At 57.8% G+C, this 12,361-nt stretch carries 9 protein-coding genes; 8 read left to right on the forward strand and 1 reads right to left on the reverse strand.

The annotated features are described in order from the left end of the window. Nucleotides 1–63 precede the first annotated feature (63 nt). Nucleotides 64–483, forward strand: coding sequence for a hypothetical protein (locus ZBT109_RS03090; RefSeq protein ID WP_038278147.1), 420 nt, complete (start codon nucleotides 64–66; stop codon nucleotides 481–483). A gap of 99 nt (nucleotides 484–582) precedes the next feature. Here the strand turns inward: ZBT109_RS03090 and cysK are convergent, their stop codons facing one another. Next, nucleotides 583–1,539, reverse strand: a complete 957-nt coding sequence (cysK, locus tag ZBT109_RS03095; RefSeq protein WP_027705089.1) for a cysteine synthase A — start codon at nucleotides 1,537–1,539, stop codon at nucleotides 583–585. 427 nt (nucleotides 1,540–1,966) lie between these two features. Here cysK and ZBT109_RS03100 point away from each other — a divergent pair, with 427 nt between their 5' ends. The 7 genes from ZBT109_RS03100 to ZBT109_RS03130 all read left to right on the forward strand — a co-directional run bounded on the left by ZBT109_RS03100 (nucleotide 1,967) and on the right by ZBT109_RS03130 (nucleotide 12,332). Beyond that, nucleotides 1,967–2,644, forward strand: a complete 678-nt coding sequence (locus ZBT109_RS03100) for a CsgG/HfaB family protein (protein ID WP_027705090.1) — start codon at nucleotides 1,967–1,969, stop codon at nucleotides 2,642–2,644. A 16-nt stretch (nucleotides 2,645–2,660) separates the two neighbouring features. Beyond that, nucleotides 2,661–3,041, forward strand: coding sequence for a DUF4810 domain-containing protein (locus tag ZBT109_RS03105; RefSeq protein WP_038278150.1), 381 nt, complete (start codon nucleotides 2,661–2,663; stop codon nucleotides 3,039–3,041). Nucleotides 3,042–3,044: 3 nt separating this feature from the next. Beyond that, nucleotides 3,045–3,722 (forward strand): DUF799 domain-containing protein, encoded by a 678-nt coding sequence (locus ZBT109_RS03110; protein WP_027705092.1) that lies wholly within the window; start codon nucleotides 3,045–3,047, stop codon nucleotides 3,720–3,722. A 621-nt stretch (nucleotides 3,723–4,343) separates the two neighbouring features. Beyond that, nucleotides 4,344–5,495 (forward strand): L-threonine dehydrogenase, encoded by a 1,152-nt coding sequence (gene yiaY / locus ZBT109_RS03115; RefSeq protein ID WP_027705093.1) that lies wholly within the window; start codon nucleotides 4,344–4,346, stop codon nucleotides 5,493–5,495. Nucleotides 5,496–5,820: 325 nt separating this feature from the next. Continuing rightward, the gene (gene hrpA, locus ZBT109_RS03120) at nucleotides 5,821–9,804 is read left to right on the forward strand and encodes an ATP-dependent RNA helicase HrpA (RefSeq protein WP_027705094.1); all 3,984 of its coding nucleotides are present in this window, start codon (nucleotides 5,821–5,823) and stop codon (nucleotides 9,802–9,804) included. A gap of 150 nt (nucleotides 9,805–9,954) precedes the next feature. Next, nucleotides 9,955–10,716 carry an MlaA family lipoprotein gene (locus ZBT109_RS03125; protein WP_027705095.1) on the forward strand — a complete coding sequence of 254 codons (762 nt, stop codon included), beginning with the start codon at nucleotides 9,955–9,957 and terminating at the stop codon, nucleotides 10,714–10,716. Between the two features lie 362 nt (nucleotides 10,717–11,078). Next, nucleotides 11,079–12,332, forward strand: coding sequence for a multidrug effflux MFS transporter (locus tag ZBT109_RS03130; RefSeq protein ID WP_051523780.1), 1,254 nt, complete (start codon nucleotides 11,079–11,081; stop codon nucleotides 12,330–12,332). The last annotated feature ends 29 nt before the right edge of the window (nucleotides 12,333–12,361 follow it).

Raw genomic sequence — 12,361 nt, forward strand, 5'->3', positions numbered from 1 at the left:
AGTCACTATTGTTCGTTAAACATTGTTCGTTAAACGTCTTGAAAACGAGGAGACATCCGTACAATGGCTTCGGTGCTCAATTCTCTTCCTACTCTTTGGATGCTCTACCTTGTGCTGTCCCTTATCGTACTGATAATGGGATGGCTCGGCACGCGCTGGTTGCCACGTACGCTGCAATGGGTGCTGGTCGGCATCGTGGCGGGCGTCTGCTGGATGCCGTGGAGCTTCCATGAAACCGCTACCGTCACCGACGATAGCTTCTCCGGTGTCGCGCCGGCGGTTATCGTCGCCATGATGGACGTTATGCGCCATCGTGCAAGCACGGCGTTGCTGGTCGTACTGCTGGCCGCCATCATTGGGGGAGCTGTGGGCGTTTTGTTCGGTGCATGGCGCGCACGTCATGCCTCGGGCGATGATCAGGACTCGAGTGGCTCGGCGCATGCTGAACCGCAGCGTCGTGAACGTCGCGAGCCAACGCTCTGAACGGTGGCCGATTCAACGCTATAGTGCAGCAGCTGATCGTCAGCACTGCAATGAAAAAGGCATCCTTTATGGATGCCTTTTTGTTGGTGAAAAATGAGATCAGTCGACGTTGAGGTCTGCAAATAGCGGGCTCGTCAGGTAGCGTTCACCGCCATCGGGCAGAATGACGGCAATCGAACGGTCCTGGAACTCAGGGCGTTCGGCTAGCCGAACGGCCGCTGCTACCGCTGCACCACAGGAAATGCCGCACAGAATGCCTTCCTCGGTGGCCAAGCGACGGGCCATGGCAATCGCGTCTTCGCTGGTCACGGGCTGCACGTCATCGACCAGCTCAAGGTCTAGGTTCTTCGGAATGAAGTTCGCACCGATTCCCTGAATCTTGTGTCCGGCGGGTGTCAGTGGTTGGCCCGCCAGCGCCTGACTGATGATCGGGGATTCGGCCGGCTCCACCGCCACCGAGTGCAGCGGGCGTTTACGAGCATGCTCGAAATAGCGTGAAATTCCGGTCAGCGTTCCACCAGTGCCTACACCTGCCACTAACACGTCTAGCTCACCATCGGTTGCCTCCCACAGCTCTGGTCCGGTCGTTCGTTCATGAATCTCGGGGTTGGCCGGGTTTTCGAACTGTTGCGGAAGATAATAGCATGCCGGGTCGCTGTCACGAATCTCGGTTGCCTTGTCGACGGCCCCCTGCATGCCTTTGGCCGGCTCGGTCAGTACCAGCTCGGCTCCCAGTGCCTTCAGTACCTTACGACGCTCAATGCTCATTGAAGAGGGCATGGTTAGGATGACCTTATAGCCGCGTGCGGCACCGGCAAAGGCCAACGCGATTCCGGTATTGCCGGAGGTCGGCTCGACGATGCTCATGCCTTCCTTCAGTTCGCCTGATTGCTCAGCGCTCCACAGCAGGTTGGCGCCAACGCGGTCTTTGACCGAAAACGCAGGGTTGCGCGCTTCAATTTTGGCGTAGACGCGCGGATGCTGGGTCACGCGGCGCAGGCGGACCAGCGGTGTATTGCCAATGGTTTCCGTGTTGTCCTCGACGATACGGCTCATGAGACGCTCCCTAGCAGCAAATGAAGTGGCTTGCAGTGGCATGCGGCTGCGCACGGCAACAAGCGATTGAATCCAGCCTAACGCCAGAGCAGAACCCGGGCAAAGAGAAAAAGGTTATGACCTTAGAGTCTATTCACATCCTTTGATATCAAGATAGGAAAGCCCGGAGGGCTTGGACAGCGTGCCGACCGATAACATCAAATGGCCGTGTGTTATTATTCATACTTCATTGTTTTTAAAATATAAAAATAGCGCATTTTTATCGAGTGGCATGTGCCGCTTCTCAACCGATCATGCAAGAGGTACCGCGGCTTGCCGATAGTTGAGAGAGCTTGCTCACGCCTATAGCGACAGGGAAACCCTTAGTACTCGGCACGAGGCCGGTGACTGAACTCCCTTATCACAACACTACGGATGACGTGTACAAATGAAAAAGACACTGGTTCTTGCTGGCGTTCTGGGGGCTGCAACGCTGATGTCAGGCTGCGCCACTGAGTCTTCGCAGGCTTTGAAAGTCGAACAGGTCAACTCAGCACACAGCGACTATCACGGTCCACGCCAGCCGCTAGCGATCGGCAAGTTTGACAACCGTTCGAGCTACATGCGCGGACTGTTCTCGGACGGCACCGATCGTTTGGGCGGGCAGGCGCGCACCATTCTGGAAACGCACCTGCAGCAGACCCACCATTTCTCGATGCTGAATCGCGACAATATGAATGAGCTGGCGCAGGAAAGCGCGTATTCGAAAAAGGCCCAGCAAGTGAAGGGGGCCCGCTATGTCGTGACTGGGGATGTGACCGAGTTTGGGCGTAAGGAAGTCGGTGATCATCAGCTCTTTGGCCTGCTGGGACGTGGCAAACAGCAGATCGCCTATGCCAAGGTCAACCTCAATATTATCGACGTGCGCACGTCCGAAGTGGTGTATTCCACGCAGGGGGCCGGAGAGTACAGCCTGTCTAACCGCGAAGTGATCGGTTTTGGTGGCACCGCCAGCTATGACGCCACGCTAAACGGCAAGGTGCTTGATCTGGCCATTCGTGAAGCCGTCAATCGCTTGGTAGAAGGCATCGACAGCGGGGCATGGGCTCCATCTCAGGCGCAATAACTTCGAGGAAGATGTCATGGGACCAAGGGGGATCTGGGTGGGGCTGCTGGCGGGCATGGCGCTTTTAAGCGGCTGTGCCAGCAAGCCAGCGCCACTCTATTACTGGCCGGGCTATCAAGAACAGGTCTATGCCCACTTCCAGAACGAGACATCTGCCGAGCAGCAGATCGACATTCTGGAGAAACACTTGCAGAAGGCGCAGAGCAAGGGGATGACCCCGGCTCCGGGGTACTACGCTCAGCTGGGCATGCTTTACAGCCTGACGGGGCGTATGGATGAAGCTGTTCCTGCTTTCGAACGCGAGCAGGCACTGTTTCCTGAGTCGGTGCCGTACATGCGCTTCCTGATGCGCAACATCAAGACCGATCACGGCAATGCCCGTGTTCATGGGAGCTGATGCATGCGAACTCTGTTCATAAAAGCGGTAGGTGTCGTTGTTGGTGCACTGTTGCTGTCAGGCTGTGCCCTGCCGTCCACGCCGTACGATTACACGGCATATCGTGCTAGTCGCCCCACATCGGTGCTGATCCTGCCACCGATCAACCACTCGCCTGAGGTCAAGGCCACCTATAGCGTGCTGGCGCAGCTGAGCCGTCCGCTGGGCGAAGCGGGCTATTACGTACTGCCCGTCGCATTGGTCGACGAAACGTTCCGTGGCAACGGCATGACCACGCCCGAAGACATCCAGAGCATCCCGTTCGACAAGCTGCACGACACGTTTGGTGCCGACGCAGCGCTATACGTCGTGGTTGAGGACTATGGCACTTCCTATCACGTCATTAACAGTGACACGACGGTGACGCTATCGGCGCGACTGGTGGATCTGCGGACGGGCACACTGCTGTGGCAAGGGGCAGGGTATGCTTCAACTGCAGAAGAGCGCGGCCAGAGCAGTAGTCTGGCGGGCATGCTGCTGAGCGCCATCATCAATCAGATCGTGGATTCCGTCAGCGATTACGGTCATGAAGTGGCGGGGCGAGCCGATGAACGTTTGCTGAGCCCGCAGCGCGTCAATGGCATCCTGCCAGGGCCTCATTCCCCTACTTATGCGCAGGCGATGGCAGCCCCTACGCCGTAGCGGCGTGATGTTCACTCTTATTAGGCTCTGAACGGTCGCCATGATGGCGGCCTTTTTTTGCTTATTTCTCAGTGTGATAGTGGGATTTTTATTGCACTTCGATACAGGTTCCTTACCGTAACATTAGGTGTATCGTAACCGCGGCAGTCCGTCGAGCACATGACACTGACGCCACACGCCAACGGCGCTGTTGTGCGTGTCGTGATGGACATGGAGTCTGCGCAATCTCTGTATGGTGGCATCGCGTCAGGGTGCAGGGATGACAATCAGGGAATGGGCTTGCCAGTGTTGGATAGCGGCTTGAAATGGCGATGGCAGGGCAATACTACGGTTTTCGATCACTCGGTTGGGCATGCGCTAACAGGGTGCGCACCATTCAGTGCCTGATCGTCCCGTTACCCTTTTGGCATGCGGCCAAATGCCCAAGTGATGTTACATTATTTCAAGCGTATGCTGTTCTTATGGACGGGAAGGGTTTTTGTCGCCCGTATGCGCACTAGCCCACCGGTATCCCCTGTTGCCTGCCTGTCCCGATGCGCAGTACCCGCGTGCTGCGTAACAGATCGGTCGGGGTATTGCTGTCCCCGCCACTCACCACGATTATCAGAGGGGCTGTCTTCAATGGCATCTTCAACATTCTATGTGCCACCAGTAAACGAAATGGGCGAAGGCTCTTTGGAAAAAGCCATCGGTGACCTGAAAGGCCGCGGTTTCAACCGTGCGCTGATCGTTACCGACGCGTTCATGAATTCCTGCGGTACGGCAGGTAAAGTGGCATCTCTGTTGGACGCGGCGGGTATCCCTTCCGTCATTTTTGATGGCGTTATGCCTAACCCGACAGTCGGCAGCGTGTTACAGGGTCTCGAACTGCTGAAAGAAAACGACGCTGATCTGGTTGTTTCCGTCGGTGGTGGTTCACCGCACGACTGCGCTAAAGCGGTTGCTCTGGTGGCTACCAACGGTGGTGAAGTCAAAGATTACGAAGGTATTGATCGTTCCAGCAAAGCCGCGCTGCCGCTGATCTCGATCAACACCACGGCCGGTACGGCGTCCGAAATGACGCGTTTCTGCATCATCACTGATGAAGAACGTCACGTGAAAATGGCGATCGTCGACCGTCATGTCACTCCGATCGTTTCCGTCAACGACCCGATTCTGATGATGGGCATGCCGAAAGGCCTGTCAGCGGCAACCGGTATGGATGCGCTGACGCACGCTTTCGAAGCCTACGTTTCTACCGCTGCAACGCCGCTGACCGACGTCTGCGCGCTGAAAGCGGCTGAACTGATCGCTCGTTTCCTGCCGATCGCTTGCGAAGACGGCAGCAACATGGAAGCGCGTGAAGCCATGGCTTACGCACAGTTCATGGCCGGTATGGCGTTCAACAACGCCTCTCTGGGCTATGTACACGCCATGGCACACCAGCTGGGCGGTTACTACAACCTGCCTCACGGTGTTTGCAACGCCGTACTGCTGCCGCACGTACTGCGCTACAACGCTGAAGTCGCCGCTGCTCGCATCAAGGATATGGGTGCTGCAATGGGCGTCGACGTTGCGGGTCTGAGTGACCGCGACGGTGCTAACGCCACTATCGCTGCCGTTGAAGCATTGTCCAAACGCATCGACATTCCGGCAACGCTGACGGATCTGGGTGCTAAACGTGAAGACGTCCAGATTCTGGCTGACCACGCGCTGAAAGACGCTTGTGCACTGACCAACCCGCGTCAGGGTTCTCAGGAAGAAGTCGAAGCGCTGTTCCTGGAAGCGTTCTAAGCGATTGAGAAAATGCCTACGGGCATCACTCGACGCTGAAAAAGCCCGGCCTTTCTACAAGGTCGGGCTTTTTTGTGGCAGCAAGGAATGACGATCGATACTTGGCCTACTCTTCTTCGTTGAATGATGACGGCCTTCGCTATCCCCATTTACTTTGATATCAGTCTATTGGAGTGGGTTTTTCATGCTGTCATAACGGTAGGTTTGCGCATGGGGTAGGGATAACCTGCAATCCGCGATAAAATAGCGTTATCTTTGGCGCTTCGCATTGGGTCCTCGGCATTGGGGGAGCGGAAGCGCATCACCGATTTTCTGTGAGGCTGTCTTGAGCGATTCTCCTTCTGTGCCCCATCATTCTGACGCGGCCGACGCGCAGCTGGCTCGGTTGCAGCAGTGCTGCGATCAGCTTCCTCTGCGTGAAGCGGCCGATGTGCGCAAGCGCCTTTCCGCACTGCGGCGACGCGTTAAGCAAGGTCAGCCTGTCGACCGCTCGCTGGCGGCGCTGCAGGCGCAGTGCGATGCCAGTCTTCAACAGCTGGAGGCGCGGCTGTCTCGGCCCATCACTTTGCAGTATCCGCCAGAACTGCCCGTATCCGCGCGCCACGATGAAATACTGAAGCTTCTGGAAGCGCATCAGGTTGTCGTGATCGCGGGGGAAACCGGTTCGGGGAAAACAACTCAGATTCCCAAGTTGTGTTTGGAAGCGGGCAGCGGTCGTCGTGGGCTGATTGGTCATACCCAGCCGCGGCGTCTTGCAGCGCGTAATGTGGCCGCACGTTTGGCCGAAGAGCTGCAGGTGCCGCTGGGTGAAACGGTCGGCTTTCAGATGCGCTTTGCCGACAATACCAATGAGCACACGCGCATCAAGCTGATGACCGACGGTATTCTGTTGGCCGAAATTCAGCATGATCCTCAGCTGCTACGTTATGACACCCTTATCATCGATGAAGCGCACGAGCGCAGCCTTAACATCGACTTTCTGCTGGGCTATCTGCGCCAGCTGATTCAGCGTCGCCATGATCTCAAGATCGTCATCACCTCGGCGACCATCGACGTCGAACGCTTCGCCGAACATTTTGCTGATCCGCGTACGGGCAAGCCTGCACCGATCATCGAGGTATCCGGGCGTACTTACCCGGTCGAGACGCGTTATCGTCCGCTGATGCGCGACAGTGCTGAAGAAAGCGACCTGACGCTGCAGGAAGGCATCCTTGAAGCTGTCGAAGAGATTGCGCATATCGAGCGTGAAAAGCGCTGGTTTACGGGGCCGCGTGACATTCTGGTCTTTCTGCCGGGCGAGCGTGAAATACGCGAGACAGCAGAAACGCTGCGCAAGGCACAACTACGTGATACTGAGATTCTGCCGCTGTATGCGCGCCTGTCGGTCAGCGAGCAGCAACGCATTTTCACGCCGTCCGTTGGGCGACGCATCGTGTTAGCCACTAACGTGGCGGAAACCTCGCTGACCGTACCGGGTATTCGCTATGTAATTGACCCCGGGCTTGCACGCATCAGTCGCTATAGCCCGCGGGCCAAGGTACAGCGGCTGCCGATCGAACCGATCAGTCAGGCCAGTGCGGAGCAGCGCAAGGGGCGCTGTGGTCGTATCAGCGAAGGGGCATGCATTCGTCTCTACAGTGAAGATGATTTCATCCTGCGACCGGCCTTTACCGAACCGGAGATTAGACGGACCAACCTGGCGGCGGTCATTCTGTCGATGCTGGCCCTGCGTCTGGGCAATATTGAAGCCTTCCCCTTTCTGGAGCCGCCCGAAAGCCGTGCGGTGCGCGATGGCTTCCGGCTGCTGAACGAGCTGGGGGCGGTCGACAGCAACGATCAGTTGACGCCGCTGGGGCGCAAGTTGGCGCGTCTGCCCATTGACCCGCGCCTAGCGCGCATGGTGTTGGCGGGGGCCGAATTCAAAGCGTTGCAGGAAGTGCTGATCGTCGTCAGTGCGCTGGCGGTGCAAGACCCTCGCGAGCGCCCGGCAGATCAGCGTGAGGCGGCGGATCAGAAGCACCGTGAGTGGGCCGATAAGGACTCCGATTTCGTCAGCTGGCTCAACCTGTGGAATGGCTTCGCGACCGCGCGCGATGATCTGTCATCGAGTGCGCTGCGACGCTGGTGTCGTACACACTTCTTGAGCTACATGCGTTTGCGCGAGTGGCACGATACCTTCCGTCAGCTGCGTCAGCTAGCACAGGAACTGAAGCTGGGCGAGGTGCATCCGCGTCTGGCGCGCGACGAAGAGGGCAAGCTGGCGATCGAAGTCGATGGCATGCACCGCGCGCTGCTGACAGGGCTACTGTCCAACCTTGGGTTGCACCTTGAGAACCGCGAATACTTAGGGGCGCGCAACCGTCGTTTCATGATTCACCCCGGTTCGGGGCTGTCCAAGCGAACGCCGAAGTGGATCATGGCCGCTGAAATGCTGGAAACCACCCGCTTATATGCGCGTGAAGTCTCGGGTATCAAGCCGCAATGGATCGAGCCGACGGCCGGTGAGCTGGTCAAGCGCAGCTATAGCGAACCGCATTGGGAGAAGAAGCGCGCACAGGTCGTGGCCTATGAACAGGTTACGCTGTTCGGGCTGCCCATCGTGACCCAGCGCAAGGTGCACTATGGCCCGATCGCACCGCAGGAATCGCGTGAAATCTTCATCCGCAGCGCGCTTGTCGAAGGCGAGTTTCGCACTCAGGGCAAGTTTTTCGCCCATAACCGCGCTCTGATTGGGGAAGTGGAGGCGTTGGAAGATAAGGCGCGCCGCCGCGACATTCTGGTCGATGAAGACACGCTGTTCGCGTTTTATGACGAACGCATTCCCGACAACATCACGAACGGTGCCAGCTTCGAGCGCTGGCGCAAGGATGTCGAACACAAAGCACCGGAAGCACTGTTCTTTGATTTGGATGCGCTGATGGCGCGTGAAGCCGAAGAAGTTACCGATCAGCGCTACCCCGAGCGACTGATGGTAGCCGACATGCAGCTTCCGCTGTCCTATCACTTTGCCCCTGGCGCTTCAGACGATGGAGTGACGGTGTCGGTGCCGGCGGTGATGCTCAGTACCCTGCCGCGTGAGGCGCTCGACTGGCTGGTGCCGGGGCTGCGGCGCGACAAGGGCATTGCGCTGATGAAGTCACTGCCCAAGGCGCTGCGCCGTCAGGTCGTGCCGATCCCCGACTGGGTCGATGCGGCGCTGGAAGCGCTGACGCCGGGGCAGACCTACATGACCGAGGCGCTGGGCGAGTTCCTGCGCCGCCGTACCGGCGTGCGGTTGTCAGATGAGGATTGGCAGGTCGAACAGCTACCGCCTCATTTGATCATGAACATCCGTGTACTGGATCACAAAGGGAAAGTGCTCGGCGAGGGGCGTGATCTGGATGCGCTGATCGCGCGTTTCGAGCGACAGGCAGAAGAAGGCGCAGCGGCACTGGCCGATAGCCGCCAGCCGCGCACGGGGCTGACTGCATGGCCTTCACAGCGTCTGCCCGAACGCGAGCGCCGCGAACAAGCGGGCATCCGCGTTGAAGCCTATCCCGCACTGGTTGACGAAGGCGATAGCCTCGGGGTCGTACTATTCGACCACCCGGGCAAGGCTCACGAGCAGCATCGACATGGGGTGAAACGCGCCGCCATGCAGGCGCTGCCGGAGCAGGTACGCTATTTTACGAAGTCGATGCCGAAACTGGATCGTTGTGCGCTGCTTTTCACCAAAGTCGGATCACGTCAGGCGCTGGCATCCGATATCGTAGATGCCCTGTTTCTACGGGCGTTCGCTTTCGATCCACTGCCCCGCAGTGCGGACGAAATGGCCGAACGTATCGAAGCGCGCCGCGGTGATCTGGGCGAACTGGCCGATATGCTGGCCGATGAGGTCGAAGCTGCTTTGAAGGGCTATCTTGACGTCACCAAGAAGCTGAAGGGCAACGTTAGCCTTCAGCTGGCGCGGGCCTATTCCGATCTGAAAGCACAGATGGCTCGATTGGTTCACCCAGGATTTGTCGTCGACGCAGGGGAGTGGCTGAGCCACTATCCTCGCTACATGCAGGCGGCACTGCTTCGCCTTGAGAAGCTGGGGCGCGACTATCGGCGCGATACCGTTGCAATGCAGGAAATCCACGATTTCGAAGCGCGTTGGGATGCGCGACGACAGAGCGTCAAGGGTGCCCTTGACCCCGCACTGGCCGAATTCCGCTGGTGGATTGAGGAACTGCGCGTCTCCCTGTTTGCCCAGCAGCTGGGCACACTGGACACCGTATCGGTCAAACGTTTGGAACGGCGCTGGCAGGAAATCATTGCCGGAGAATAACGTTTGGATACGGAACTTCGCTCTGTTGTTTGCTTTTGTAAAAGGGCAGGGCCAACCGTATAAGCATCGTGATACGATGCCCACATATTTGCATGCCGTTGTGGATGGGCACATGTCCGCAGGCATGCTTCAAGTGTCGAAGAGGCAGGCATGAAGGCAGCAGGATTGAAATTCACGGCAGCAGCAGTGCTGGCGACCACGCTGAGCGGCTGTGCTGGCATGTACACACAGGACGGTGCGCCCAACGATCCATTAGAGCCAGTCAACCGTAAGGTGTTTGCGTTCAACGACGCGCTGGATGAGTATGCGCTGCGCCCGGTCGCCAAGGGCTACAACGCAGTGACGCCTCAGCCGGTACAGGACGGGGTAACGAATTTCTTCGGTAACCTAGGCGAAGTCGGCAACATGGCCAACGGCGTGCTGCAGGGCAACCCGAAAATACTGGGCATTTCGCTGTCGCGCTTTTTGATCAACACGACCCTCGGGCTGGGTGGGTTCCTCGACCCCGCAACGCAGCTGGGTATCGAAGCGCGTCATGAAGACGTGGGCAAGACGCTGGCCGCATGGGGCTTCCGTTCAGGGCCTTTCCTGATGTTGCCCATCCTGGGGCCGAGTTCGCTGCGTGATACGGTCGGCAAGCCGGGTGACTGGTATGTCAGCCCAACGCACCAGATCAGCGATGACTATACGCGCTGGGGGCTGTATGGCCTGAATACCGTCAATTGGCGTGCGAGCATGCTGGAGCAAGAAAAGCTGCTGCAAGGCGATCGCTATACGCTGCTGCGCGATGCGTGGATGCAGCGCCGTCAGTTTGAGATCGACGGTGGGCAGACAAAGCATGATCCTTTCGCCTCGGGCGATTTTGATTATGACGAACCGGCTGCCGGGGCCGTACCTGCCACACAGAAGTAACCCGCACTTCACGATGTGATCACCGTTCGAGAAAGTCGCTGCAATCAGCCTTTTTCGGACGGTCTTTTTTACCCTTCTACGCGATGTCCGCAGAAGGGGGCTATCGTGCGCTCGAATCCCCATTTTTTCGATAAGAAACAGCGCGCGATGGACGCAGTATCTGATCCGCGGCCTATCGAGGGATGACGACCGCGAGATGAGGCGCTAGGGCCGTCGTGACAGGCGTTGACCCTGACAGGCAGATAGACCGTGACAGCACATGAAGTATGAGTGAAAGGCCTTGGCATAGGCCATTGGCTGTCAGCAATGCTCCGACAGACTGCCTGGACATACTAATGATGAGAAAAAAAGGAGGTGCAGTCTTGAAACGTTTCGCCCCCCGCCGTCTGGCCCGCTTGCTGGCCCTGATGATGGCGTTGACACCTCTGGCAACGGATGCGTATCTCCCCGCCATTCCAGATATTGCTCGTTATCTAGGAACCGAAGCCAGTGCTGCCGCCAACTCTATGAGCCTCTATCTATTGGGCTTTGCCTGTGGTCAAGTTATCTTCGGTCCTATCTCTGACCGTATCGGTCGTCGCCCTGTCGCCATCGGCGGTATCATCGTTTTCTTTCTTTCCAGCCTTGCCCTTGCCTTCTCAAGCAGCTTGATGATGTTCTGTTCGCTGCGTTTCGTCGAAGCCCTAGGGGGCGGTGCGTGCTCTGTGAATGCGGCTGCCGTCGTGCGCGACCGTTTTTCAGGGCGTGAATCGGCACGGATGATGTCGACCATGACGATGATCCTGTTGCTGGCCCCACTGGGTGCCCCGTCACTCGGTGCCTTGCTCAACAACTATGCAGGCGGCTGGCAGGCTATCTTCCTGTTCTTGGCGATCTATGCCTTGGTCGCACTGACACTGGTGAGTCGCAAGCTGCCAGAAACGGCGGTGCTGTCCGGGCATGCCGAAGGACTGGCAACCATTGCACGTCGTTACGGACGTGTGCTGGGGCACCGTGCCGCGCTGGGCTACATCATTGCCGTGGCCTGCTCATACGCGGGTATCTTCTCGTTCCTGTCAGCGTCATCGTACCTGTGCATCAACTACTACAAGGTGCCCGAGTGGATCTATGGGTTGATGTTTACCGGCAACATCATTCTGGTGCTGGGGGCTAACCGCCTCAATCTATCGCTGCTGAAGCATCACTCGCCGCATGACATTCTCAAGGTGGGGATGATGCTGCAGCTCGGCTTTGGGGTGATGGCGTTGCTGACGGTTGCATTGCGTCTGGATGCGGCTTGGACACTGATGCCGTTGGTCATTATTTTTAGCTCGATGAACGGCTTGATTACGGCCAATGCCATCTCGTCGATGCTGGACTATTTCCCCAGCATGAGTGCCACGGCAACAGCGGCGCTGGGATGCATCCAGTTCAGTTCCGGCGGTATCGGTAGCTTTATTGTCAATGCGTTTGGGGACTATGGCCCATGGCCGCTGGTCATTATGTTGACCAGCGTCGGCGTCATTTCCAACGTGATGTTTCGTCTGCTGTCCGAAGCGCATGCGCGCACCACGTCCAGAGAGGGGCTTGCAGAGAAACCGCATGCTGAGTTAGAGGACTCCTCTCTGCGCACTTGATGAGAGGAGATGGCGTGCAAGGTTCATTG

It is taken from the genome of Zymobacter palmae (assembly GCF_003610015.1).
GTDB classification, from domain to species: domain Bacteria; phylum Pseudomonadota; class Gammaproteobacteria; order Pseudomonadales; family Halomonadaceae; genus Zymobacter; species Zymobacter palmae.